Annotated in this window: 20 protein-coding genes; 12 read left to right on the forward strand and 8 right to left on the reverse strand. The window is 64.3% G+C overall.

All coding sequences use genetic code 11. The features are described 5' to 3' along the window. Positions 1-794: 794 nt before the first annotated feature. The 3 genes from ACZ9GA_RS17370 to dnaQ all read right to left on the reverse strand — a co-directional run bounded on the left by ACZ9GA_RS17370 (position 795) and on the right by dnaQ (position 4,485). Positions 795-1,343: a GNAT family N-acetyltransferase gene (locus tag ACZ9GA_RS17370; protein ID WP_457361526.1), complete on the reverse strand. Its 549-nt coding sequence runs from the start codon at positions 1,341-1,343 to the stop codon at positions 795-797. After that, a complete protein-coding gene (locus tag ACZ9GA_RS17375) occupies positions 1,340-3,595 on the reverse strand; it encodes an Orn/Lys/Arg family decarboxylase (protein ID WP_457361525.1) in 2,256 nt (751 codons plus the stop codon). The genes ACZ9GA_RS17370 and ACZ9GA_RS17375 overlap by 4 nt, the downstream gene beginning before the upstream one ends. Positions 3,596-3,729: 134 nt before the next feature. Then, positions 3,730-4,485 (reverse strand): DNA polymerase III subunit epsilon, encoded by a 756-nt coding sequence (gene dnaQ, locus ACZ9GA_RS17380; RefSeq protein WP_457361524.1) that lies wholly within the window; start codon positions 4,483-4,485, stop codon positions 3,730-3,732. 286 nt (positions 4,486-4,771) lie between these two features. Here dnaQ and ACZ9GA_RS17385 point away from each other — a divergent pair, with 286 nt between their 5' ends. Further along, on the forward strand, positions 4,772-5,941 hold the full coding sequence (locus ACZ9GA_RS17385; protein ID WP_457361523.1) for a MalY/PatB family protein: 1,170 nt from the start codon (positions 4,772-4,774) through the stop codon (positions 5,939-5,941). 513 nt (positions 5,942-6,454) lie between these two features. Here ACZ9GA_RS17385 and rnhA read toward each other — a convergent pair. Both rnhA and ACZ9GA_RS17395 read right to left on the reverse strand, forming a co-directional pair. Then, on the reverse strand, positions 6,455-6,904 hold the full coding sequence (gene rnhA, locus ACZ9GA_RS17390) for a ribonuclease HI (protein WP_027978216.1): 450 nt from the start codon (positions 6,902-6,904) through the stop codon (positions 6,455-6,457). 19 nt (positions 6,905-6,923) lie between these two features. After that, entirely contained in the window at positions 6,924-7,682 is a 759-nt protein-coding gene (locus ACZ9GA_RS17395; protein WP_455925726.1) for a class I SAM-dependent methyltransferase, read from the reverse strand. 83 nt (positions 7,683-7,765) lie between these two features. On the opposite strand from ACZ9GA_RS17395, the gene gloB reads away from it, so the two are divergent. The 8 genes from gloB to ACZ9GA_RS17435 all read left to right on the forward strand — a co-directional run bounded on the left by gloB (position 7,766) and on the right by ACZ9GA_RS17435 (position 17,886). Next, positions 7,766-8,542, forward strand: a complete 777-nt coding sequence (gene gloB, locus ACZ9GA_RS17400) for a hydroxyacylglutathione hydrolase (protein WP_457361522.1) — start codon at positions 7,766-7,768, stop codon at positions 8,540-8,542. A 99-nt stretch (positions 8,543-8,641) separates the two neighbouring features. Then, positions 8,642-10,102, forward strand: coding sequence for a transglycosylase SLT domain-containing protein (locus ACZ9GA_RS17405; RefSeq protein WP_457361521.1), 1,461 nt, complete (start codon positions 8,642-8,644; stop codon positions 10,100-10,102). Positions 10,103-10,227: 125 nt separating this feature from the next. Then, on the forward strand, positions 10,228-10,458 hold the full coding sequence (locus ACZ9GA_RS17410) for a hypothetical protein (protein ID WP_455925723.1): 231 nt from the start codon (positions 10,228-10,230) through the stop codon (positions 10,456-10,458). Between the two features lie 70 nt (positions 10,459-10,528). Beyond that, positions 10,529-12,358, forward strand: a complete 1,830-nt coding sequence (locus ACZ9GA_RS17415) for an extracellular solute-binding protein (RefSeq protein ID WP_457361520.1) — start codon at positions 10,529-10,531, stop codon at positions 12,356-12,358. Next, the gene (locus ACZ9GA_RS17420; protein WP_457361519.1) at positions 12,355-14,193 is read left to right on the forward strand and encodes an extracellular solute-binding protein; all 1,839 of its coding nucleotides are present in this window, start codon (positions 12,355-12,357) and stop codon (positions 14,191-14,193) included. The genes ACZ9GA_RS17415 and ACZ9GA_RS17420 overlap by 4 nt, the downstream gene beginning before the upstream one ends. 1 nt (position 14,194) lies before the next feature. After that, positions 14,195-15,268 (forward strand): microcin C ABC transporter permease YejB, encoded by a 1,074-nt coding sequence (locus ACZ9GA_RS17425; RefSeq protein WP_457361518.1) that lies wholly within the window; start codon positions 14,195-14,197, stop codon positions 15,266-15,268. A gap of 1 nt (position 15,269) precedes the next feature. Then, positions 15,270-16,289, forward strand: coding sequence for an ABC transporter permease (locus ACZ9GA_RS17430; protein WP_457361517.1), 1,020 nt, complete (start codon positions 15,270-15,272; stop codon positions 16,287-16,289). A gap of 1 nt (position 16,290) precedes the next feature. Then, positions 16,291-17,886 carry an ABC transporter ATP-binding protein gene (locus ACZ9GA_RS17435; RefSeq protein ID WP_457361516.1) on the forward strand — a complete coding sequence of 532 codons (1,596 nt, stop codon included), beginning with the start codon at positions 16,291-16,293 and terminating at the stop codon, positions 17,884-17,886. 691 nt (positions 17,887-18,577) lie between these two features. Here the strand turns inward: ACZ9GA_RS17435 and ACZ9GA_RS17440 are convergent. Both ACZ9GA_RS17440 and ACZ9GA_RS17445 read right to left on the reverse strand, forming a co-directional pair. Continuing rightward, positions 18,578-18,877, reverse strand: a complete 300-nt coding sequence (locus ACZ9GA_RS17440; protein ID WP_457361515.1) for a DUF3077 domain-containing protein — start codon at positions 18,875-18,877, stop codon at positions 18,578-18,580. A 268-nt stretch (positions 18,878-19,145) separates the two neighbouring features. After that, positions 19,146-20,414, reverse strand: coding sequence for a sensor domain-containing phosphodiesterase (locus ACZ9GA_RS17445; RefSeq protein WP_457361514.1), 1,269 nt, complete (start codon positions 20,412-20,414; stop codon positions 19,146-19,148). A gap of 193 nt (positions 20,415-20,607) precedes the next feature. On the opposite strand from ACZ9GA_RS17445, the gene msrB reads away from it, so the two are divergent. Then, complete coding sequence (gene msrB / locus ACZ9GA_RS17450; RefSeq protein WP_457361513.1) at positions 20,608-21,108, forward strand: peptide-methionine (R)-S-oxide reductase MsrB; 501 nt, start codon at positions 20,608-20,610, stop codon at positions 21,106-21,108. Between the two features lie 142 nt (positions 21,109-21,250). Here the strand turns inward: msrB and ACZ9GA_RS17455 are convergent, their stop codons facing one another. Next, entirely contained in the window at positions 21,251-22,129 is an 879-nt protein-coding gene (locus ACZ9GA_RS17455) for a LysR substrate-binding domain-containing protein (RefSeq protein ID WP_457361512.1), read from the reverse strand. Between the two features lie 128 nt (positions 22,130-22,257). Between ACZ9GA_RS17455 and ACZ9GA_RS17460 the strand changes: the two genes are divergently transcribed. Both ACZ9GA_RS17460 and aroE read left to right on the forward strand, forming a co-directional pair. Beyond that, positions 22,258-23,022 carry an SDR family oxidoreductase gene (locus ACZ9GA_RS17460; protein WP_457361511.1) on the forward strand — a complete coding sequence of 255 codons (765 nt, stop codon included), beginning with the start codon at positions 22,258-22,260 and terminating at the stop codon, positions 23,020-23,022. 25 nt (positions 23,023-23,047) lie between these two features. Continuing rightward, on the forward strand, positions 23,048-23,863 hold the full coding sequence (gene aroE, locus ACZ9GA_RS17465) for a shikimate dehydrogenase (RefSeq protein ID WP_457361510.1): 816 nt from the start codon (positions 23,048-23,050) through the stop codon (positions 23,861-23,863). Positions 23,864-23,918: the final 55 nt, after the last annotated feature.

Genomic DNA, 23,918 nt, shown 5'->3' on the forward strand with positions numbered 1-23,918 from the left:
GGTGGTGTTCAGAACATCAGATACCAGAACATCGCCACCTCGCTGGTCTGCGGATCAATCATGCATTGGTGCTGAAAGGCAGCGAGCCCAGCGCTGCGGCCAAGGCGCTGTTGGAAATCGTGACTCAAAAAGCCCAAGTCATCCTGTAGCCGCTGCCGCCAGGCTGCGCTGGCCCGCATGAACCCTCAAGATCTCCAGTGAGGCATAGGGCCAGCGCAGCCTACGGCAGCGGCTACGGATGGCGCTCGGGTTTGGGATAGAAGGTGGTGTTCAGAACATCAGATACCAGAACATCGCCACCTCACTGGTCTGCGGATCAATCATGCGTTGGTGCTGAAAGGCAGCGAACCCAGCGCTGCGGCCAAGGCGCTGTTGGCAATCGTGACCCAAAAAGCCCAGGCCATCCTGTAGCCGCTGCCGCCAGGCTGCGCTGGCCCGCATGAACCCTCAAGATCTCCAGTGAGGCATAGGGCCAGCGCAGCCTACGGCAGCGGCTACGGATGGCGTTCGGGTTTGGGATAGAAGGGGGTGTTCAGAACATCAGATACCAGAACATCGCCACCTCACGGGTCTGCGGATCAATCATGCGTTGGTGCTGAAAGGCAGCGAGCCCAGCGCTGCGGCCAAGGCACTGCTGGAAATCGTGACCCAAAAAGCCCAAGTCATCCTGTAGCCGCTGCCGCCAGGCTGCGCTGGCCCGCATGAACCCTGAAGATCTCCAGTGAGGCATAGGGCCAGCGCAGCCTACGGCAGCGGCTACGGATGGCGTTCGGGTTTGGGATAGAAGGTGGTGCTCAGAACATCAGATACCAGAACATCGCCACCTCGCTGGTCTGCGGATCAATCCCCCGATAGCGCAAATGATCCAGCCCACCCAGCTCAAACCCATACCCCTCATACAACCGGCACGCCGCCAGATTGTTGTTCTGGGTCTCCAGCATGATGCCCGGCAAGCGCTTCTTGCGCGCCCACCACTTGGCCACATCAAGCAACGCCCGCGCCACCCCGTGGCGCCGCGCCGGGGCGTGCACCGCCAGCTCGTCCACATGGGCCAGGCCATTCCAGTTGGTGCTGACCACCACATGCCCCACCGCCCGCCCGTCCAGCCAGGCGACGAAAATGGCGCTGTCGTCCTTGTCGCGGTAGCTGCTGAACTCGTCCGGATCGATGCCATAGCATTTCTGGTACGGCGCCACCGGTTGCACCGGCCATTTGGCCACCGGCAGGCCGATCTGCGGGCAGGCATACCCCTGCACCTGAAAGCCGTATTCACTGTCCAGCACATAAGGTGCGAAGGCCTCATCGGCCAGGCGCACCGAAATGGCCGGGTTGACCGTACTCATGACTGCTCGGTCTCCTTGATGCAATCGACCGTGTAAGGGCCGTGTTCGTGTTGCAAGCCGTGCACATCGGCGACAAAGCCGGGGAAACCCTGGTCGAATGCCCTGGCAAAGGCCAGGTAGTCGATCACCGAACGCGTCGATTCGCTGAAGCGCTCCCCTGGCATGATCAGCGGGATGCCTGGCGGATAAGGCACCAGCATGACCGCTGCGATGCGTCCGGGCAACTCATCGATGGGCACCGCTTCCACTTCGCCGCGCACCAGCGCGTCGTAGGCGTCGGCCGGAGTCATGGCGGTTTCGGGCAGCACCGTGTACATGCGCTTGAGGTGCTTGGCCGTGGCGTTGCTGCGGTAACAGGCGTGCAACTGGTCGCACAGGTCGCGCAGGCCCATGCCCTGATACCGCACCGGATCCAGCCGGGCCACGCAGGGCAGGCATTGCAGCAGTTCGACATTGGCGTCGTAGCTGCGCTTGAACTCCAGCAACTCGGTCAGCAAGGTGCTCCACTTGCCCTTGGTGATGCCCATGGAAAACAGCACCAGGAAAGAATACAACCCGGTTTTCTCGACGACCAGGCCGCGCTCCCACAGGAACTTGCTGACCACCGCCGCCGGAATGCCCCGGTCGCTCAAGGCACCCGACGCGGTCAGGCCTGGCATCACCAGGGTGACCTTGATCGGGTCCAGCAGCACGTAGTCTTCCGCCACTTCGCCAAAGCCGTGCCAGTCAGCCTGGGGCGCGAGCAGCCAGTCCTCGGTGGCGACCTTCTCGGTACCCTCCACGCCCGGCGGCTGCCAGATGCTGAACCACCAGTCCTCGGCCGCGAACGACTGCCGCAGATTGGCCAGGGCGCGGCGAAAGCTCAACGCCTCGTCGAACATCTCCTGCAACAGCGAGCGCCCGGCCGTGCCTTCCATCATCGCCGAAGCCACGTCCAGCGACGCAATGATGCTGTACTGCGGCGAGGTGGAGATGTGCATCATGAAGGCTTCATTGAAACGGTCGCGATCCAGCTGCCGCACGCCGCCGTCCTGCACGTGGATCATCGAGGCCTGGCTGAAGGCCGCCATCAGCTTGTGGGTGGAGTGGGTGCTGAACACCAGCGGGCTGTCCGCGCCCCGCGTGGTGCCCATGCCGTAGCGGCCGGCAAAAAACTCGTGAAAGGCCGCATAGGCGTACCAGGCTTCGTCGAAATGCAGCACCTCCACGCTGGTGCCCAGGGTGTGCTTGATCAGCTCGGCGTTGTAGCACAGGCCGTCATAGGTGGAGTTGGTGACCACCGCCAGCTTGACCTTGGGCCGCCGCCCGCGGGCCAGCGGGTTGGCGTCGATCTTGGCCTGGATTGACGCCTCGCTGAATTCGCTGAGGGGAATGGGGCCGATGATGCCCAGCTCATTACGCTCCGGCGCCAGGTACAGCGGGATGGCGCCGGTCATGATGATCGCATGGAGCACCGACTTGTGGCAGTTGCGATCCACCAGCACCAGGTCGCCCCGCGCCACGGTGGCGTGCCAAACGATCTTGTTGGCGGTAGAGGTGCCATTGATGACGAAAAAGGTGTGATCAGCGCCGAAATTGCGCGCAGCCCGTGCTTCGGCTTCGGCCAGCGGGCCGGTATGGTCCAGCAGCGAGCCCAGCTCCGGTACCGACACTGACAAGTCCGAACGCAAAGTGTTTTCGCCAAAGAACTGATGGAACGCCTGCCCCACCGGGCTCTTGCGATAGGCCACGCCACCGCCATGGCCCGGCGTGTGCCAGGAATAGTTGGACTGCGCCGTGTGCTGCACCAGCGCCTTGAAGAAGGGCGGCAGCAGCCCGTCCAGGTAATTGCGCGCCGCCCGGGCCACCTGGCGGGCCAGAAACGGCACGGTGTCCTCGAACAGATAAAGGATGCCGCGCAACTGGTTCAGTTCGCTCAAGGCATCGGCGGAGGCGTTCTCCAGGGTCACCTGCTCGCCCAGCGCAAAGATCGGCAGGTTCGGCGCCCGCCCCCGCGCCAGGCGGATCAACGTCACCATGTTCTTCAACAGATGGGTATGCTCGCCCGCGCCTTCGGCGGCAATCAGCATGCAGGCCAGACCGTGATGGGTGGCCGCCACCAGCCGCGCCTCGGCGTCGTCGGTGGCCAGCAGGATACTGAAGCCTTCCTGCTCCAGCTCTTGGGCGATGCCGCGCACCCGTGCGCCGGCCACGGTATCGGCCTTGACGTCGCGGTGCACGATCAGCACGGGAAACTTGAGGTCTTTGTACATCACAGGCAGCCCCGAGACGGCCGCAAAAGGCGGCCCATGGTCTCAGGGTAGAAGCTGACCGGCGGGTGCGTCAGCCGGGAGGGCACGAGCTTGTAACAAAAGGTCGCCCGCGCACAATCGCGGGCAATCGGCCATCAGGCTGTGGCGCCCTGCTCGGCTTCCACCAGCTGGCTCCACAGCGCCGGCGCACCGGCAGACTTGGCGATGATCGCCAGACGCGCTTCGTGCTCGGCCAACTCGGCCTCGCTGGCAACGATCACCGGCGCACGGCGACGATCCGCCGGCAGGCGACGGATTTCGCTGCCCTGGTTGCTGCCGCCTTCGGCGCCATCACTGGCGTTGCCCGCCAGCGACAGGCTGGTCTGGCCACCGGTCATGGCCAGGTACACGTCGGCCAGAATCTCGGAGTCGAGCAACGCGCCGTGCAGCTCACGGCCCGAGTTGTCTACGCCATAGCGTTTGCACAGGGCGTCGAGGCTGTTGCGCTGGCCGGGGTGGCGCTCACGGGCCATGGCCAGGGTGTCGAGCACCGTGCAATACGTGGTGACATCGACACGGTCCTGCTGGCCCATCAAGGCGAATTCGTTGTTGATGAAGCCAACGTCGAACGGCGCGTTGTGGATGATCAGCTCGGCGCCCTTGATGAACTCGAAGAACTCCTCGGCCACCTCGGCAAAGCGCGGCTTGCCGATCAGGAACTGGTCGGTGATGCCGTGCACCCCGATCGCGCCCTCGTCGCTTGAGCGATCCGGCTGCAGGTACACATGGAAGTTGCGCCCAGTCAGGCGCCGGCCGATGACTTCGACACAACCGATCTCGATGATGCGGTGACCATCGGTCACCGGCATGCCGGTGGTTTCGGTATCGAGGACTACGTATCTCGTGGCCATGGGTGCAACACTCTCGTCATTTCAACAGCGGGGACAGCCGCGCACTTTAGCATAAGTGGAGGCGAGATGGCTGGCATGGGCCCCGAACACCCAATCCCGAGCAGGCGTTGCAACCGATGTAGCAGCAACTGACTTGATATGGCGTCGTCTGCATCGCGACCAAGGTCGGCTCCTACGCCGTCCGTGTAGGAACCGGCCTTGGCCGCGATGCCCGCCGTACAGGCTCGACAAACGTGCACCACCGCCGCAAATACCGCATATTATCGCCCTGCCCCGCCACTGCCCCATGGAGACCCTCGTGGCCAACACCTTCAATTTCGACACCGTCCACGACCGCCACAACACCGGCAGCACCAAATGGAGCCGCTTCCCCGCCGACGTGCTGCCCATGTGGGTGGCCGACATGGACTTCGCCGTCGCCCCCGGCATCATCCAGGCCCTGCAGGACCGCCTGATGCACCCGATGCTGGGCTACAGCGTGGCCCAGGACAGCCTGCGCGCCACCCTGGTCAAGGCCCTGCGCGAGGTGTTCGACTGGGAGGTGGCGCCCGAGGAATTGGTGTTCCTGCCGGGCGTTGAAGGTGGTGTGAACATGGCGCTCAATGGCCTGCTGGCCCCTGGTACCGGCGTGGTGGTGCAGACGCCCAACTACCGTCCGCTGCTCAACGCCGCCGGGCACTGGAAGCTGCCGCGCATCGACCTGCCGTTCCACGTGGACGCCAGCGGCCAGTACCCCACCGACCTGGCGGCACTGGACAAGGCCCTCGGCCAGGCCGGGGCGATGATCCTCAGCAACCCGCACAACCCGATGGGCAAGGTGTTCGACCGCGTCGAACTGCAGGCCATCGCCGATGCCTGCGTGGCCCACGACACGTTGCTGATCAGCGACGAGATCCACGCGCAGATCCTCTTCGATGGCCGCCAGCACATCCCTATTGCCAGCCTCAACGACGAGATCGCGCAACGCACCATCACCCTGATGTCGGCCACCAAGGCGTTCAACATCGCCGGCATGAAAAATGCCTTTGCAGTGATCAAAAACCCAGCGTTGCGCCATCGTTTCAACGTGGCGCGCCTGGGCATGGTGGACAGCGTCAGCACCCTGGGGTTGGTGGCGACCGAGGCGGCCTACAACCACGGCGCGCAATGGCTGGCCGAGGCCATCGCCTACCTGCAGGCCAACCGCGACTACCTGGCCGATGCCGTGGCCACGCGCTTGCCGGGGGTGAGCATGACCTTGCCGCAGGGGACGTACCTGGCGTGGCTGGATTGCAGCGCACTGGGGCTGAGTGACCCTCATGCCTTCTTCCTGAAAGAGGCAAAGGTAGGGCTGAGCCCAGGCACTGATTTTGATGATGAAGCGGGCGGCCAGTTCGTGCGCCTGAACTTCGGCTGCCCACGGACCCTGCTGGAGGAAGGCATCGCACGGATGGAGCGCGCCCTGAAGGCACGCTAGCCCTGTGTAGGAGCCGACTTTAGTCGCGATGCAGGCAACGCGGTTTCAAGACAGTGGCTGCTAGCCGCCGCCAGGCTGCGCGGGCCCTGGGCCTCGCTGAATATTTTCAGGGTTCACACTGGCCAGCGCAGCCTGGCGGCAGCGGCTACGGGGGCGGGTGTATCCTTGTCGACCGCGTCGCCTGCATCGCGGCCAAGGCCGGCTCCTACCACGATCGGCGTAGGAGCCGACTTTAGTCGCGATGCAGGCAACGCGGTTTCAAGACAGTGGCTGCAGCAGAACGGGCTCTGTAGCCGCTGCCGCCAGGCTGCGCGGGCCCTGGGCCTCGCTGAATATCTTCAGGCTTCACACTGGCCAGCGCAGCCTGGCGGCAGCGGCTACGGGGGCGGGTGTATCTTTGTCGAGCGCGTCGTCTGCATCGCGGCCAAGGCCGGCTCCTACCACGATCTGTGTAGGAGCCGACTCTAGTCGCGATGCAGGCAACGCGGTTTCAGGACAGGTGCGGCTACAAGATCAGCGCTTGAGCGCCCGCACCTCATCCACCCCACGATTCGCCAATTGGTCTGCCCGCTCGTTGCCATGATGCCCGGTATGCCCGCGCACCCACTTCCACTTCACTGTGTGCCGCCCCACCTGCTCATCCAGCATCTGCCACAGGTCGGCGTTTTTCACCGGCTGCTTGGCGGCCGTCTTCCAGCCGCGCTTCTTCCAGTTGACCATCCATTCGTTGATGCCCTTCATCACGTACTCGGAGTCGGTCACCAGCAGCACTTCGCAGGGGCGCTTGAGTTCTTCCAGGCCGCGGATGGCCGCCATCAGCTCCATGCGGTTGTTGGTGGTGGCCGCCTCGCCGCCCCACAGTTCCTTTTCCACGCCCTTGCACACCAGCAGGGCGCCCCAGCCACCGACGCCCGGGTTGCCCTTGCAGGCGCCGTCGGTGAAGATTTCAACGCTATCGCTCATTACTACCTATCCGTCGATGTCAGGGTTCGCTGTTGCGCCGATTGACCTTGGCCATCGGCAACGGGATCAGCTTGCCCATGGGTTCGCGACGCACCTGGCGCAGCGGGCGCAGGCCCACCACCAGTTTGCGCGCGACCAATATATAGAAGCCGCCACCGGCACTCTGCCACTGCCCGGCGCGGCGCTCCCAGCCTGACAGGCGTGCTTGCCAGGCCGGTGACGCAAGCGGCGGACGATAGCACCCGAACCGGCGTTTCTCCAGCGCAAAGCCCAGCAGGTTCAGCCAGTCGCCCACCCTGGACGCGGAAAAGCAGCGCGCCTTGCGCAGGGCGTCATGGGCGAACGCGCGGCGCAGGCCCCAGGCGCTCCAGGGGTTGATGCCGACGATGATCAGGTGGCCGCCAGGGCGCACGGCGCTGGCCGCCTCGCGCAGCAGGCCATGGGGCGACAGGCTGAAATCCAGGCCGTGTTGCAGCACCACCACATCGGCGGCGTGTTCGCTCAGGGGCCAGGCCTGCTCTTCGCAGACAATCTCCACCCCCGGCAACGGCGCGCCCAGGCGCACGTTGCGCTGCACCTGGGGTGCCTGGGGCGGCACTTGGGCGCTGGGCCCGTAATGCACCAGGTAGCCGCCGAAAAAGCGGCCCAGTTCTTCCTCCAGCAGGGTCTGTTCTTCCTTGAGCAGGAACTGGCCCAACGGCCCCTCGAACCAGTCCCGGGCCTGGCCAATCAACGCCAGCCATTCCGGGTCGGCCTGCGCAAAAGCTTTATCGGTCATTGCCATCTCCCACCGAAGAGGTTCACCAATAGCCCCAACAGGTTCTAAGATGCACCATTATTCAACGCTTAGCGAATCGCGCCATGATACAGATCGACGCACTGCCCGCCTTCACCGATAACTACCTGTGGTTGTTACAAGACACTGCAAGCAAACGCTGCGCGGTGGTCGATCCGGGCGACGCGGCGCCCGTGCGCGCCTGGCTGACGCAGCACCCGGACTGGCAGTTGACCGACATCCTGGTCACCCACCACCACAACGACCATGTGGGCGGCGTCGCCGAGCTCAAGCAATTGACCGGCGCCACCGTCTACGGCCCGGCGCACGAGAACATTCCGGCCCGCGACGTGGCGCTGGACGACAACGCCACGCTGCAGGTGCTGGGCCTGGACTTCCAGGTGTTCGCCGTGCCCGGGCACACCCTGGGCCACATCGCCTATTACCACGCCGGCAACGCGCCGCTGCTGTTCAGCGGCGACACTTTGTTCGCCGGCGGTTGCGGCCGCCTGTTCGAAGGCACACCCGCGCAGATGCATCATTCGCTCCAACGCCTGGCCAGCCTGCCCGAAGCCACGGCGGTCTATTGCGCCCACGAATATACCTTGAGCAACCTGCGCTTTGCCCGCGCGGTGGAACCCGAAAACCAACACCTTGCCCAGCGTTTCGCTGACGTTACCCGCCTGCGCGACGAAAATCGCATCACGTTGCCATCATCAATCGGCCTGGAACGGCTCACCAACCCCTTCCTGAGGGTGCTTGAACCGGCCGTCAAAGAAAAAGCAGACGAACGGACAGGCGCTGTAAACCCTTCTCCCGAGTCCGTTTTTGCTGCCTTGAGGGCATGGAAAGATAAGTTCTAAAGCCTCGCGGCTTACGTCAAAAAATTCTGAAAGGTTGACCCGGGGGTGGGCAGTTTCTAGAATCGCCCGACATTTTTGCCCGGATCACCTTCCCAGCCAATGTCGTCCACCACTCGAAAGCCCTTCAATTGCGACGCATTGACGCGTTTGGCCCAAGCCATCGCGCTGACCCTGCCTGTGGTTCTGGTGGGGTGCCAAAGCACGAGCCAGGTGCCGGATGCCGAAAGCGTCAGGCTGCACAGCCTGAACGCACGCATCAAGCAAAAACCCCTGTTCGAGAACCAGCAGCAAGCCCAGCAGCAGGCGCCCCAGGATGTATGGGCACGCATGCGCCAGGGCTTCCAGCTGCAGGACGGCATCGCCGTGAACCCGCGGGTAGAGCAGCAGCGCCTGTGGTTCGTCAGCAACCCCTCGTTCCTGGAAAACGCCAGCGACCGTGGCAGCCTGTACATGCACTACATCGTCGAGCGCCTGCAGGAACGCAACATGCCGCTGGAGCTGGCGCTGTTGCCGGTGATCGAAAGCGCCTACAACCCCATGGCCTATTCGCGCAGCGATGCCTCGGGGCTGTGGCAGTTCATTCCGTCCACAGGCCGCTACTTCAACCTGCGTCAAACCCGTTTCTACGACGGTCGTCGCGACGTGACGGCGTCCACCGCCGCCGCGCTGGACTACCTCAGCCGTCTGCACGACATGTTCAACGGCGACTGGCTGCTGGCACTGGCGGCCTACAACGCCGGTGAAGGCACGGTCAGCCGCGCCATCGAGCGCAACGAGAAACTGGGCCTGCCGACTGACTACTGGAACCTGCCCCTGCCTCAGGAAACCCGCGACTACGTGCCCAAGCTGCTGGCACTGTCGGAGCTGGTGATGTCGCCCGAGGCCTACGGCGTGAACCTCAACCCCATCGCCAACCAGCCGTATTTCGAGGTGGTGGAAGTCAATCAGCAGATGGACCTGGGCCGCGTCGCGGCACTGGCCAACATCGACGAGGACGAGCTGTTCCAGCTCAACCCGGCCCTCAAGCAGCGCGTCACCGTGGACGGCCCCCAGCAATTGCTGGTGCCTACCGCCAAGGCCCACCTGCTGACCGAGAGCCTGGCCAAGATGGGCCCCGAAGAGCTGCTGACCCTGGCGCCCAAGCGCAAGCTGGTCGAGGATGTGGCGCGCACCGAGCTGCCCGCTCGACGCCGCAGCTACAAGGTCAAGCGTGGCGACAACCTGAGCCTGATCGCCAAGGCCAACAAGGTTGACGTCAAGGAGCTGCAGCGCTGGAACAAGCTGTCGGGCATGCACCTGAAGGTCGGCCAGACCCTGGTGATGCAGGACAACACCCGCAGCGTGTCCAAGGGCCGTGGCAAGTCCACCGCCGTGGCCAGCGCCAGCAGCAGCGCCAAGAACCGCCAAGTGGCGACCCGCTACAAGATCCGCAAGGGTGACTCGCTGTACGTGGTGGCCCAGCGTTTCAACGTCGAGGTTAACCACCTCAAGCGCTGGAACCCCAACACCGCTCGCGCGCTGAAGCCAGGCCAGACCCTGGTGGTGTACCGCGACCGCTGAACCCCACCATCCCGTAGCCGCTGCCGCCAGGCTGCGCTGGCCCTGACTTTCACTGAACATCTGCAGTGTACTCGGGGGCCAGCGCAGTCTGGCGGCAGCGGCTACAGACCTTACAAGGCCTGATCATGACCGATGAAACCCCAGAAGCCCTCAAAGCCCGCAAACTGGCCCACCTGGACGCCGTCCTCGAAGCCCTGAGCGCCGAGACCCGCGACGTGTCCCGCGCCTTCTACCACGGCTGGGTTCTGTCCGCGGCCATGGAGCTGTGGGACCGCGGTGTGCTCAGCCAGGAAGAACGCCTGGACATCGAAGCCAAGGTCAAGGCCATTACCCAACCTCCGGCCGCCAGCGAGTAAAGCCGGCGAACCCTTCTTCAAGCAGAGACAAACTGTTACTGTACCGGTAACAAACCGGATCTCTGACTTGATGCGTTCGCCCCTGCTGCTCACACTTGGACTGGTCTTGAGCTGTCACGCTGGCGCGACGGTGTTCCAAAGCCATGGCTACGCCCAGTTCGGTACCCTCAAGTACCCCGCCAGCTTCAGCCATTTCGACTGGACCAACCCCCAGGCGCCCAAGGGCGGCACCCTGCGGGTGATGGCGTTCGGCACCTTCGACACGCTTAACCCCTACACCTTCAAGGGCACCAGCCCGGTCAGCACGCCCAACTTCATCCAGTACGGCGTCAGCGAGCTCAACGAAACCCTGATGGTGGGCACCGGCCAGTACGACCCGTCCGGCGACGAGCCCACGTCCAGCTACGGCCTGATCGCCAAAAGCGTCGAATACAGCGACGACCGCAGTTGGGTGGTGTTCAACCTGCGCCCCGAAGCGCGCTTCAACGACGGCGTGCCCATCACCGCCCGCGACGTGGCCTTCTCCTACCGCACGCTGCTCAAGCAGGGCCACCCGCTGTACCGCACCAGCCTGCAGGAAGTGCAGCGCGTCGACGTGCTCGGCCCCCAGCGCATCCGCTTTGTGTTCAAGCGCAGCGCCAACCCGCTGCTGATCCTGCGCATGGGCGAACTGCCGGTGCTGCCCGAGCATTACTGGAAAGACCGCGACTTCCAGGCCACCACCTTCGAGCCCCCCGTCACCAGCGGCCCCTACCGCATCACCCAAGTGATGCCCGGGCGGCGCCTGGTGTTCGAGCACTTGAAGGACTGGTGGGGCCAGGACCTGGCCGTGAACCGCGGCAAGTACAATTTCGACCGGGTGGAGGTGGAGTTCTACCGCGACAACGACGTGGCCTTCGAAGCCTTCAAGGCCGGCGAGTTCGACATTTACCTGGAGCACCAGGCCAAGAACTGGGCCAATGGCTACCACTACCCGGCCGTGCTGCGCGGTAACGTGATCAAGTCGCAGATCAAACACCAGATCCCCACGCAAACCCAGGGCCTGTTCATGAACACCCGCCGCCCGGCCCTCGCCGACGTGCGCGTGCGCGAAGCCCTCGGCCTGCTGCTGGACTTCGAATGGACCAACAGCGCGCTGTTCAACGGCGCCTACCGGCGCGCTACCAGCTACTACCCCAACAGCGAGTTCAGCGCCACCGGCCTGCCCGCCGGCAAGGAGTTCCTGCTGCTGGCGCCCTACCGCCAACAACTGCCTGCCGCGCTGTTCGCCCAGCCCTTCAGCGTGCCCACCACCCAAGGCCGTGGCATCGAGCGTGAAACCCTGCGCCGCGCCCTGGGTCTATTGGCCGACGCCGGCTGGAAGCTAGACGGCCAGCGCCTGCGCAACGCCCAGGGGCAGCCGCTGCGCCTGGAGTTGCTGCTGGTCAACCCGGGGCTGGAAAGGATCCTGCAACCTTATGTCGAAAACCTCCTCGCCATCGGCGTCGATGCGCGCTTGCGCACCGTGGACCGCGCCCAGTATAAGCAGCGGCTGGACCAATTCGACTTCGACATGATTCTGATGACCCTCAACCAGACCCTGAGCCCCGGCCTTGAACAGTGGCAGTACTTCCACTCAAGCCAGGCCAGCGTCAAGGGCAGCAAGAACTACGCCGGCATTCACGACCCGGTGGTAGACCACCTGCTCGATGACCTGCTGGCCGCACAGACCCGCGATGACCAGGTAGCCGCCACCCGCGCCCTGGACCGCGTGCTGCTGTTCAACCACTACATGATCCCCAATTGGTACCTGGACGCCCATCGTCTGGCCTATCGCAACCGTTTCGCTTTCGTCACCACGCCGCCCTACACCCTGGGGCTGAACACGTGGTGGGCAAAGCCTGTGGAGAGTCACCCATGACGCGCCTACGCGCCCTGCTGCCAACAGCCTGCGGCCTGCTGTTGTCGGGGCTGGCCTGCGCCGCCCCCGAGCACGCCGCCACCCTGTACAACGAAGCCCCCAAATACCCGGCCACCTTCCAGCACTTCGATTACGTCAACCCCGACGCGCCCAAGGGCGGCACCTTCCGCACCGCAGGCTCCGGCGGTTTCGACAGCCTCAACCCGTTCATCAGCAAGGGTGTGCCCGAAGGCAACATCGGCATGATCTACGACACCCTGACCCGCCAGAGCCTGGACGAGCCGCTGACCGAATACGGCCTGATCGCCAAGACCATCGAGAAAGCCCCGGACAACAGCTGGGTGCGCTTCACCCTGCGCCCCGAGGCGCGCTTCAACGACGGCCACCCGATACGCGCCGAAGACGTGGTGTTCACCTTCAATACTTTGATGAAAGACGGCTCGCCGGTGTACCGCACCTACTACGCCGCCGTGGCCGACGTGGTGGCCGAAGACCCGTTGCACGTGCGCTTCAACTTCAAGACCCGCGACAGCCGCGAATTGCCGCTGATCCTCGGCCAATTGCCGGTACTGCCCAAGCACTACTGGGCCACCCGCGACTTCACCCGCGCCAACCTCGAATTCCCGCTGGGCAGCGGCCCGTACAAAGTGGCCGCGGTCAACGCCGGCCGCTCGATCCGCTACGAGCGCGTGAAGGACTACTGGGCCAAGGACCTGCCCATCAACCGCGGCCAGTACAACTTCGACGTGCTGACCACCGACTACTACCGCGACAACAACGTGGCCTTGGAAGCCCTGAAGGCCGGCGCCTTCGACTACTGGCTGGAAATGACCGCGAAAAACTGGGCCACCGCCTACGACACCCCGGCCGTGCGTGAAAAGCGCCTGATCAAGGAAGAGCTGCCCAACGGTAACCCGGTGGGCATGCAGGGCTTTATCTTCAACCTGCGCCGCCCGCTGTTCCAGGACGTGCGCGTGCGCCAGGCGCTGGGCTTGCTGTTCGACTTCGAGTGGAGCAACCGCCAGCTGTTCAACGGCGCCTACACGCGCACCGACAGCTTCTTCGAGAACTCGGACCTGGCCTCCTCCGGCCTGCCTGACGCCGATGAGCTGAAAATACTGGAGCCCCTGCGCGGCAAGATCCCCGACGGGGTGTTCACCACGCCCTTCAAGAACCCGGTCAGCGACGGCAGCGGCATGATCCGCGACCAGCAGCGCCAGGCCTACAAGCTGCTGCTGGACGCCGGCTGGCACGTGGTCAACGACCGCATGGTCGACGCCACCGGCAAGCCCGTCAGCATCGAGTTCCTGCTGGCCCAACCCGAGTTCGAACGCGTGCTGCTGCCCTACAAGCGCAACCTCGCCGACCTTGGCATCGAACTGGTGCTGCGCCGCGTCGACGCCTCGCAGTACGTCACCCGCCGCCGCTCGCGCGACTTCGACATGATGGTGTCCAGCTTCCCGCAGTCCGAATCGCCCGGCAACGAGCAGCGCGAATACTGGGAGTCGAGCAGCGCCGACCGCAGCGGCAGCTACAACTGGATCGGCATCAAGGACCCGGCCGTCGACGCGCTGACCGAAAGCCTGATCAACGCCGACACGCGCAAAAGCCTGATCACCCACGCCCACGCCCTGGACCGGGTGCTGCTGCAAAACTACTACCTGGTGCCCAACTGGCACATCAAGACCTGGCGCGTGGCCTACTGGAACCACCTGGGCCACCCGGCCGTGTCGCCGCGCTATGACGTGGGCACCACCACCTGGTGGGCCAAGCCCGACGTGACCCCGGTGGTGCCAACGCCTGCCGCCACCGATTCGCCTGGCAAGGAGCGCTGAGATGCTGGCCTATATTTTCAAGCGCCTGCTGCTGATCATTCCGACCCTGTTCGGCATCCTGATCATCAACTTCATCATCATCCAGGCCGCCCCCGGTGGTCCGGTGGAACAGGCCATCGCCAAGATCGAAGGCTTTGAAGGCGCCACCAGCCGCTTCAGCGGCGGCGGCTCGGAAGTGTCCATGGGCGGCTCCAGCTACCGCGGCGCCCAGGGCCTGGACCCGGCGCTGATCAAGGAAATCGAGCAGCAGTACGGCTTCGACAAGTCGGCGCCCGAACGCCTGTGGCTGATGATCAAGAACTACGCCCACTTCGACTTCGGCAACAGCTTCTTCCGCGACGCCAAGGTCACCGACCTGATCCTGGAGAAAATGCCGGTATCCGTGTCGCTGGGCCTGTGGAGCACGCTGATCATGTACCTGGTGTCCATCCCCCTGGGCATCGCCAAGGCCACCCGCCACGGCAGCCACTTCGACGTGTGGACCAGCTCGGCGATCATCGTCGGCTACGCCATCCCGGCGTTCCTGTTCGCCATTTTGCTGATCGTGGTGTTCGCCGGCGGCAGCTACCTGGACTGGTTCCCGCTGCGCGGCCTGACCTCCAACAACTTCGACCAGCTGAGCCTGGGCGGCAAGGTACTGGACTACTTCTGGCACCTGGCGCTGCCGGTGACGGCGCTGGTGATCGGCAACTTCGCGACCATGACCTTCCTGACCAAAAACAGCTTCCTCGACGAGATCGGCAAGCAATACGTCATCACCGCCAAGGCCAAGGGCCTGAGCAACAACCGCGTGCTGTACGGCCATGTGTTCCGCAACGCCATGCTGCTGGTGATCGCCGGTTTCCCGTCGGCGTTTATCGGCATCTTCTTCACAGGCTCCCTGCTGGTGGAAGTGATCTTCTCCCTCGACGGCCTGGGCCTGATGAGCTTCGAGGCCGCGGTCAACCGCGACTACCCGGTGGTGTTCGGCACCCTGTTCATCTTCACCCTGCTGGGGCTGCTGGTGAAACTGATCGGCGACCTGACCTACAGCGTTGTCGACCCACGCATCGACTTCGAACGCAGGGAGCACTGAGATGACCCTATCCCCTATCAACCGTCGCCGCCTGCAACGGTTCAAGGCCAACAAGCGCGGCTGGTGGTCGTTGTGGCTGTTCCTGTTCCTGTTCGTGGCCAGCCTTGGCGCCGAGCTGATCGCCAACGATAAACCCCTGGCCCTGCACTACGACGGCGCGTGGTACTTCCCGGCGTTCGAGCGCTACCCGGAAACCACCTTCGGCGGCGAGTTCCCGCTGGAAGCCAACTACAAAAGCCCGTACCTGCAGCAACTGCTCAAGGCCAAGGACAGCTGGACCCTGTGGGCGCCCATCCCGTTCAGCTACCAGAGCATCAACTACGACCTGAAAGTGCCCGCCCCCGCGCCGCCCTCGGCGCAGAACTGGCTGGGCACCGACGACCAGGGCCGCGACGTGCTGGCGCGGGTGATCTACGGCTTCCGCATCTCGGTGCTGTTCGCCCTGACCCTGACCGTGCTCAGCTCCATCGTCGGCGTCATCGCCGGCGCCTTGCAGGGCTTCTACGGCGGTTGGGTGGACCTGGCCGGCCAGCGCTTCCTGGAAGTGTGGTCGGGCCTGCCGGTGCTCTACCTGCTGATCATCCTCGCCAGTTTCGTGCAGCCCAACTTCTGGTGGCTGCTGGGCATCATGCTGCTGTTCTCGTGGATGAGCCTGGTGGACGTGGTGCGCGCCGAGTTCCTGCGCGGCCGCAACCTGGAATACGTGCGCGCCGCCCGCGCCCTGGGTATGCGCGATGGCAGCATCATGTTCCAGCACATCCTGCCCAACGCCATGGTCTCAACCATGACCTTCATGCCCTTCATCCTCACCGGCGCCATCGGCACCCTCACCGCCCTGGACTTCCTGGGCTTCGGCCTGCCGGCCGGCTCGCCGTCGCTGGGTGAGTTGGTGTCCCAGGGCAAGTCCAACCTGCAGGCGCCCTGGCTGGGCATCAGCGCTTTCGCCGTGCTGGCGCTGATGTTGAGTTTGCTGGTGTTCATCGGCGAAGCCGCCCGCGACGCGTTCGATCCAAGGAAATGACATGCACCCTGACAACCTGATCGAAATCCGCGACCTGTCGGTCCAATTCGACAACGACCAGCGTTCGGCGCGCGTGGTGGAAGGCATCAGCTTCGACATCCGCCGTGGCGAAACCCTGGCTTTGGTGGGCGAAAGCGGCTCGGGCAAATCGGTGACCGCGCACTCCATCCTGCGCCTGTTGCCCTACCCCATCGCCACCCACCCCAGCGGCACGGTGATGTTCAATGGCCAGGACCTGCTGCACATGGACGAAAAGCCCCTGCGCCAGATCCGTGGCAACGACATTGCCATGATCTTCCAGGAGCCCATGACCTCGCTCAATCCGCTGCACTGCATCGAAAAGCAGATCAACGAAGTGCTGGGCCTGCACAAGGGCCTGACCGGCAAGGCCGCCACCGCGCGCACCCTGGAACTGCTGGAAATGGTCGGCATCCCCGACCCGCGCCAGCGCCTCAAGGCCCTGCCGCACGAACTGTCCGGCGGCCAGCGCCAGCGCGTGATGATCGCCATGGCCCTGGCCAACGAGCCGCAACTGCTGATCGCCGACGAGCCCACCACGGCGCTCGACGTCACCGTACAGTTAAAGATTCTGGAGCTGCTCAAGTCCCTGCAACAGAAACTGGGCATGGCCCTGCTGTTGATCACCCACGACCTCAACTTGGTCAAGCGCGTGGCCCAGCGCGTGTGCGTGATGAAGCAAGGCTGCATCGTCGAACAGGGCGACTGCGAACAGCTGTTCAGCAACCCGCAACACCCCTATACCCGCGAACTGCTGGGCGCCGAACCACGCGGCGAACCCGCCGCCACCGTGGCGGGCGAGCCGATGCTGGAGGTTGACGACCTCAAGGTCTGGTTCCCCATCAAGAAGGGCTTCTTCAAACACACCGTGGGCCACGTCAAGGCGGTGGACGGCATCCAGTTCAGCCTGCCACGCGGGCAAACCCTGGGCATCGTTGGCGAAAGCGGCTCGGGCAAATCCACCCTGGGCCTGGCCATCCTGCGGCTGATCTCAAGCCAGGGCGCCATCCGCTTCCACGGCCAGCCCTTGGACGGCCTCAGCCGCGAACAAGTGCGCCCGTTCCGGCGGCAGATGCAAGTCGTCTTCCAGGACCCGTTCGGCAGCCTCAGCCCGCGCATGAGCGTGGCGCAGATCGTTGGCGAGGGCTTGCGCATACACGGCATCGGCACGCCTGCAGAGCAGGAACAGGCCATCATCGAAGCCCTCAAGGAAGTGGGCCTGGACCCCGACAGCCGCCACCGCTACCCCCATGAGTTCTCCGGTGGTCAGCGTCAGCGCATCGCCATCGCCCGGGCGCTGGTGCTCAAACCGGCGTTGATTTTGCTGGATGAACCGACCTCAGCGCTGGACCGCACCGTGCAGCGGCAGGTGGTGGAGTTGTTGCGCTCGTTGCAGCTCAAGTACAACCTGACGTACCTGTTCATCAGCCATGACCTGGCGGTGGTCAAGGCGTTGAGCCATCAACTGGTGGTGATCAAATCGGGCCAGGTGCTGGAGCAAGGCCCGGCGGCGCGGGTGTTTGCCGACCCGCAGCATCCCTACACCCAACAGCTGCTGGAAGCGGCCTTCATGGCCTGAAAGTCACCCTGTGGGCGCAAAGCTTGCTCGCGAGGGGCACTCACTGGCGCCATCGCGAGCAAGGGCTAGGCGCCCCCCTTTCTCCCACAGTGCAAGGCCCCAAATCGGGTTTAGCCTGGCACCTGTAGGAGCGGGCGCCGCCGTATGTCAGGCAGTTCGCGGTGGGGCCTTCGCGGCCACAGGCCGCTCCTACAGGGTGCTAGGTTGAACTCAATGTTTGCCCAAAACCGTAGAATCTCCCACAGTGGTGACCTCCACAAGACAGTTGCTGCTACGGACGGTGTCGCCTGCATCGCGGCCAAGGCCGGCTCCTACGCCATCCGCGTAGGAGCCGACTTTAGTCGCGATGCAGGCAACGCGGTTTCAAGACAGCAGCTACACGGCTTTGTGGGAGTGCGGGGGCAATACATTGCAGCCTGAATTTGCCACGGTGCGTATCTACCAGACCTCCAGCCCCACCGGACGGATAGCGTGCCACAGGGCCAGCTCTTCAGGCTCAGACGCCCTCAAATTGCATTGTCGCAACAAATCTGCCAAAGCATGACCAGGCTTATCTGGCAAAGCCTTCAACACCTTCATGCCATCATCCGCCCGTTGAGTTTCCAGAGTCACGTCACGATCAGAAGAACACTTAGACATCTGTAAATCCCACATCCGAACCACACCGTCGCCACTGCCGAAGGCGACAAGATCACGCCAACCGTGGCGTGCCCTTCAGCACCGAATCCACCAGCGCCTGCGCACTCTCGAGTGACTGAACCACTGACCAGACCAGCCCGGGATTTTCGCAGCCGTTGTCAGTCAATTCATAAGCCGTTTCATGAGCGCACTTGAGCAGCAGCGCCACCTGCGACAACGCCGTTTCGGCGTCGACGCCTGCCCGTACCTGGAACAGGGGTTCGCCGCTTTCGTCGTGGGCGCCGAATGCGCAGCTTGCGGTAAGAAGGGATTGGAGGGTTGCAGCGGGTGAAACAGGCGTCAGCTTATCCATATGAAAAGTATCCTTGAGCGCCTTGATCTGAATCGGGCTACCAAACCCGATCGCTGAGTATTCAGCGACAGCAAGGAGGGTAAGGAGAGTTTCCCCTGGAAACAAGGCACCGAAGCAATAACAGATGTTTCCTACAAGCTCGTGCTAAATGCCCTACCTACACCCGCACGTAGCCGCCGCAGGCTGCGCTGGCGCTGTGGCCCGCTGGAGATCTCCAGGGTTCACACCGGCCAGCGCAGCCTTTCGGCAGCGGCTACGGGTGATCAGTTCAGGCTGAGCTGGCGATGGGACTATCCAGGCAATTAACCGCCACCCGCTCCACCAACGCCAACGCATCCTGCAACGTCAACGGCCGCCCCAGCAGGTACCCCTGCACCTTGTTGGCCCCCAACAACCGCAACGCCTCAAGCTCCGAGCGGGTCTCCACCCCCTCGGCGACGATGGTGCTGCCGGTCTCGCGGGCAAAGGCGATCAACGCCGAGGCCATGGCGCGTTTCTGTGGGTCGTGGTCGATGCCCTGGGTCAGGCTGATGTCCAGTTTGATCATGTCCGGGCGCAGTTGCAGGATGTGGCGCATGCTGGCGTAGCCGGCGCCGGCGTCGTCGATGGCGATGCGTACGCCAATCTGGCGCAGGGGTTTGAGGGCCAGCAACAAGGTGCGGTAGTCGTTGACGATGGCGTGCTCGGTGACTTCCAGCACGATGCGGCTGGCCGGGCACAGGCCCAGCAGTTCGATCAGGCGGCCACTGGTGATCAGCTGCGGCGAGCAGTTGAGGGTCAGGTAGGTGCCCGAGGGCAGCGCGTCCATGTTTTTCAGCGCAGCTGCGATGGCGTGGCATTCCAGTTCCACGCCCAGGCCGGCGTCGGCGGCTTCGTTGAACCACTGGTCCGGGCTGCGGATGGGCTCGACGTTGAAACGCGACAGGCATTCCCAGCCGCAGATGGTCATGCCCTGAAAGTCGAAGATCGGCTGGTAGACAATGGCCGGCTGGTTGCCCGCCAATACCGCCGAGATGCGCCGATGCTTGGCCACGCGGTCGCGGACCAGGGTCAGGTCGCCCTCGATGCGGTCGGCGATCAGTTCGGCGAACACCTTCATCACCAGCAGGTCACGGTGGCCCAGGGTGTTGTCGGCGCTGTAGCCGAAACAGCAGAAGGTGCCGTAAAGGCGGCCGTCGCTGAGGTGGATGGGCACGCTCATGTGCGAGCCGATCGGCAATGCCAGGGTCTCCGGCAGGGCCATGGCCACGGGGAATTCGGCGGTGTCGGCGATCAGCTCGGGGAGGTCGCCCTCTACCACCTTGAGGCAGTAGCCCACGTCCAGGGACAGGGTGTCGCCTGGCTTGATCGGGCCTTCACCGTCGGTGTCGACGTTGACGAACACCCGATCGCTGGTTCGAAACTGCGAGACAAAGGCTACATCCATCCCCAGATGGGTACGCAGCGCCCGTAATACCTTGTCGATGCATCCGCTGCCCGTGGGCGCGGACGATTTGAGCGTCACCACACTGGCAAGTTGCTCGGCTGACATGTCCATGACGGCCTCCTTGATCCCTGGATGTTCAGATTCTAGGACTGTGACTGCGGATTTACGTCTACCGCCCACTGTTTCCTGACGAAATGCAGGGGAAATGCGAAAGGTGTCACAAAACGTTTAACCCTGCGTGAGGACTTGGGGAAACGCCCAGGCCGACACTTTGGCTATCCAATGGCCCAGCAGGAGAGCCAGCATGCAGTCGCGAAGAGGTTTCTTGTTCCAGGCCGCCGCCCTGGGTTCACTGGCCGCCGTGGGCCTGGTGGTGGGGCGTCAGCGCCTGGCCATGGCGGCGCCGGCGCAGACGTTCGAAGTGCAGCACAGCGATGCGCAGTGGCATCAGTTGCTGACCGATGAGCAGTTTGATGTGTTGCGGCGTGAGGGTACGGAGCGGCCGTTCAGCAGCCCGCTTAATAATGAGCACCGCCGCGGGCGGTTTGCCTGTGCGGGGTGCCAGTTGCCGTTGTTCGCTTCTGAAGCCAAGTTTGACAGCGGGACGGGATGGCCCAGCTTTACCGCGCCGTTGGCGGGGGCAGTGGACACCAGCCGCGACAGCTCGCTGGGGATGGAGCGCAACGAGGTGCATTGCCATCGATGTGGCGGGCATTTGGGGCATGTGTTTGATGATGGGCCGGCGCCGACGGGGTTGCGTTATTGCATGAACGGCGTAGCGATGAATTTCACCCCCACCCCGTAGCCGCTGCCGCAGGCTGCGCTGGCCCGTGTGAACCCTGGAGATGTGCAGTGAGGCATGAGGCCAGCGCAGCCTGGCGGCAGCGGCTACGGGGTGGGCGTGGGGCGTTAGGTATGGGCGTGGGGTGTTGGGCAGCGGGGCCAAATCAGGGATACAGCTCATCCAACACCTGCATCAACGCCCGCTTGCGCGGGCTCTCCAGCCCCGTCCAGGCCACGCCGATGCCCGCGCCGCTCATGGCCAGCGCCAGCGGCCGGGTGACCACGCCGGCCGGCAACGCCGAGGCCGCCCCCGCCGGCACGATCCCCACCCCCAACCCCGCCGCCACCAACGCCAGCAAGGTGGTGAACTCGCCCATCTCCCGGGCAATGGTCAACGTCACCTTGCGCCGGTGGAACCCCACCAGCATCTGATCATGCAGCCCCGGCGCGAACTTGCGCGCCAGCACCAGCGCCGGCCGCCCGGCCAGATCCTGAGGCTGCACCCGACGCAGGGCACACAGCGGGTCCCCTTCGTGCAGCGCCACCACCAGCGACTCTTCAAACAGCATGCGCGTATGTACGCCCGGCACGCTCAACGGCAACCGCACCAGGCCGAAGTCCAGGGCATTGTCCTGCAACGCCCGGGCCTGCAGCAGTGACGGCATGTCCTTGAGCTCCAGCTCGATACGCGGGTAACGCTGCTCCATCTGCCGCACCAGGTCCGGCAATAACTGCGACAGCACCGATGACACGAAGGCCAGCCGCAATACGCCCACCTCACCGGCTGCCGCCTGTTGCAGCACCTCGCGCGCGCGCCCGGCCTGGCGCAGGGTGGCCAGGGCCTCGGGCAGGAACAGCGCGCCCTCCTCGGTCAGCTCCACGCCATGGCGATCACGCTCGAACAACTGCGCGCCCACGTCCTCCTCCAGCGCCCGTATCTGCGCGCTCAAGGCCGGCTGGACGATGTGCAGGCGCTCCGCCGCGCGGCCAAAGTGCAGTTCTTCGGCGACGGCGGCGAAGGCGCGCAAGTGTTTGAGTTCCATGGACCACTCCCTGTCTGGTGATCACCAACGGTGATCACCCCATCACCATATACGATTGGCGCGCCCCGGTGCCAGGGGTGGACAGTAGGCTCATCCCTTACTCATAAATCCAATACCGGGAGACTCACATGATCGACAGCTTTCGCCTCAATGGCCGAAGGGCGCTGATCACCGGTTCCGTTCGCGGCATCGGTCTGGCCCTGGCCCGCGGGTTGGCCCAGGCCGGCGCGCAGGTGGTACTCAACGGCCGTGACAGCGAACGCGCCCAGGCCGCCTGCGCCCTGCTGCGCGACGAAGGCCTGGACGCCGAATACGTTGTGTTCGACGTGGCCGACCATACCGGCGTGGCCCAGGCCATCGACGCTTTGGAAGCCCGCCTCGGCCCGCTCGACATCCTGATCAACAACGCCGGCCTGCAACACCGCCAACCGTTGCAGGACTTCAGTGCGGAGGACTGGCACCGCCTGATGAGCACCAACCTGGACGGCGTGTTCAACGTCTCCAAGGCCGTGGCCCGGCACATGATCGCCCGCAAGCGCGGCAAAATCATCAACATCGCCTCGGTGCAAAGCGAACTGGCCCGCCCCTCCATCGCCCCCTACGCCGCCAGCAAGGGCGCCGTACGCATGCTGACCCGTGGCATGTGCGCCGACTGGGCTGGCCACGGCCTGCAGATCAATGCCCTGGCCCCCGGCTACTTTCGTACCGAACTCAACCAGGCCCTGGCCGACGACCCGGCCTTCGACGACTGGCTAGTCAAGCGCACCCCGGCCGGGCGCTGGGGCAAGGTGGAGGAGCTGTGCGGCGCCGCCGTGTTCCTCGCCTCCAGCGCCGCCGACTTCATCAATGGCCAGACCCTGTTCGTCGACGGCGGCCTGACCAGCGTCGTCTGAATCACTTTAAACAAGGATGCCTTCCATGCCTCAATCCCTGCCTATCCTGTGCGGTTCCATCATGGGCTCGCCGTTTTCCCTCTCGGCCAAGATCCACAATGCCGCCTACGCGGCCCTGGGCCTGGACTACACCTTTGTCTGCTTCGGCGTGGAAGACCCGGTGGCCGCCGTGGGCGCGATCCGCACCCTGGGCGTGCGCGGCATGAACGTGTCGATGCCCTACAAGCAGGCGGTGATGCCGCACCTGGACGCCATCGACGAGGCAGCGCAGATCATCGGCGCGGTCAACACCATCAATAACGTGGGCGGCGTGCTGACCGGCTACAACACCGATTACCTGGGCGCCGTGCGCGCCCTGCAGGAAGTCACCCGCCTGACCGACAAACGCATCGCCGTGATCGGTGCCGGTGGCGCCGCCCGTGCCGTGGTGTACGGCTGCCGCAAGGCCGGCGCCCAGGTGACGGTATTCAACCGCAGCGCCGAGCGCGGCAGCGAACTGGCCCAATCCCTGGACGCACGCTGGGGCGGCAGCATCGAGCGCTTCGACGCCAAAGCCTACGACATCGTCATCAACGCCACCTCGGTAGGCTTCAAGCAACCCGACAGCAACCCGCTGGACGGCCGCCTGCAAAGCCACCTGATCGTCATGGACGTGGCCTTCATGCCCGTGCAGACCGCCCTGCTGCGCCAGGCCCGCGCCCTGGGTTGCGGCACCGTGGCAGGCACGCGCATGCTGGTGCACCAGGCCTGTCGGCAGATCGAGTTGTACACCGGGCACGACGCGCCCATCGATGTGATGGAGCAGGCCATGCTCCAGGAAATCCAGCGGTTGAACCTGTAACCCACCCGGTTGCCTATCCATAACAAGACGCCATGAAGGCGCCTGGAGGAAGCAC

The sequence above is a fragment of the Pseudomonas sp. TE3644 genome, from assembly GCF_056278815.1.

Excerpts from the sequence above, each read along its gene's own strand:
- ACZ9GA_RS17370 (WP_457361526.1), bottom strand. The coding sequence starts at position 1,343 with ATGAGTACGGTCAACCCGGCCATTTCGGTGCGCCTGGCCGATGAGGCC.
- ACZ9GA_RS17420 (WP_457361519.1), top strand. The coding sequence starts at position 12,355 with ATGACGCGCCTACGCGCCCTGCTGCCAACAGCCTGCGGCCTGCTGTTG.
- ACZ9GA_RS17415 (WP_457361520.1), top strand. The coding sequence starts at position 10,529 with ATGCGTTCGCCCCTGCTGCTCACACTTGGACTGGTCTTGAGCTGTCAC.
- dnaQ (WP_457361524.1), bottom strand. The coding sequence starts at position 4,485 with ATGGCCACGAGATACGTAGTCCTCGATACCGAAACCACCGGCATGCCG.
- ACZ9GA_RS17425 (WP_457361518.1), top strand. The coding sequence starts at position 14,195 with ATGCTGGCCTATATTTTCAAGCGCCTGCTGCTGATCATTCCGACCCTG.
- aroE (WP_457361510.1), top strand. The coding sequence starts at position 23,048 with ATGCCTCAATCCCTGCCTATCCTGTGCGGTTCCATCATGGGCTCGCCG.
- msrB (WP_457361513.1), top strand. The coding sequence starts at position 20,608 with ATGCAGTCGCGAAGAGGTTTCTTGTTCCAGGCCGCCGCCCTGGGTTCA.
- ACZ9GA_RS17395 (WP_455925726.1), bottom strand. The coding sequence starts at position 7,682 with ATGACCGATAAAGCTTTTGCGCAGGCCGACCCGGAATGGCTGGCGTTG.
- ACZ9GA_RS17375 (WP_457361525.1), bottom strand. The coding sequence starts at position 3,595 with ATGTACAAAGACCTCAAGTTTCCCGTGCTGATCGTGCACCGCGACGTC.
- rnhA (WP_027978216.1), bottom strand. The coding sequence starts at position 6,904 with ATGAGCGATAGCGTTGAAATCTTCACCGACGGCGCCTGCAAGGGCAAC.
- ACZ9GA_RS17405 (WP_457361521.1), top strand. The coding sequence starts at position 8,642 with ATGTCGTCCACCACTCGAAAGCCCTTCAATTGCGACGCATTGACGCGT.
- ACZ9GA_RS17440 (WP_457361515.1), bottom strand. The coding sequence starts at position 18,877 with ATGGATAAGCTGACGCCTGTTTCACCCGCTGCAACCCTCCAATCCCTT.
- ACZ9GA_RS17435 (WP_457361516.1), top strand. The coding sequence starts at position 16,291 with ATGCACCCTGACAACCTGATCGAAATCCGCGACCTGTCGGTCCAATTC.
- ACZ9GA_RS17430 (WP_457361517.1), top strand. The coding sequence starts at position 15,270 with ATGACCCTATCCCCTATCAACCGTCGCCGCCTGCAACGGTTCAAGGCC.
- ACZ9GA_RS17460 (WP_457361511.1), top strand. The coding sequence starts at position 22,258 with ATGATCGACAGCTTTCGCCTCAATGGCCGAAGGGCGCTGATCACCGGT.
- ACZ9GA_RS17455 (WP_457361512.1), bottom strand. The coding sequence starts at position 22,129 with ATGGAACTCAAACACTTGCGCGCCTTCGCCGCCGTCGCCGAAGAACTG.
- ACZ9GA_RS17385 (WP_457361523.1), top strand. The coding sequence starts at position 4,772 with ATGGAGACCCTCGTGGCCAACACCTTCAATTTCGACACCGTCCACGAC.
- gloB (WP_457361522.1), top strand. The coding sequence starts at position 7,766 with ATGATACAGATCGACGCACTGCCCGCCTTCACCGATAACTACCTGTGG.
- ACZ9GA_RS17410 (WP_455925723.1), top strand. The coding sequence starts at position 10,228 with ATGACCGATGAAACCCCAGAAGCCCTCAAAGCCCGCAAACTGGCCCAC.
- ACZ9GA_RS17445 (WP_457361514.1), bottom strand. The coding sequence starts at position 20,414 with ATGGACATGTCAGCCGAGCAACTTGCCAGTGTGGTGACGCTCAAATCG.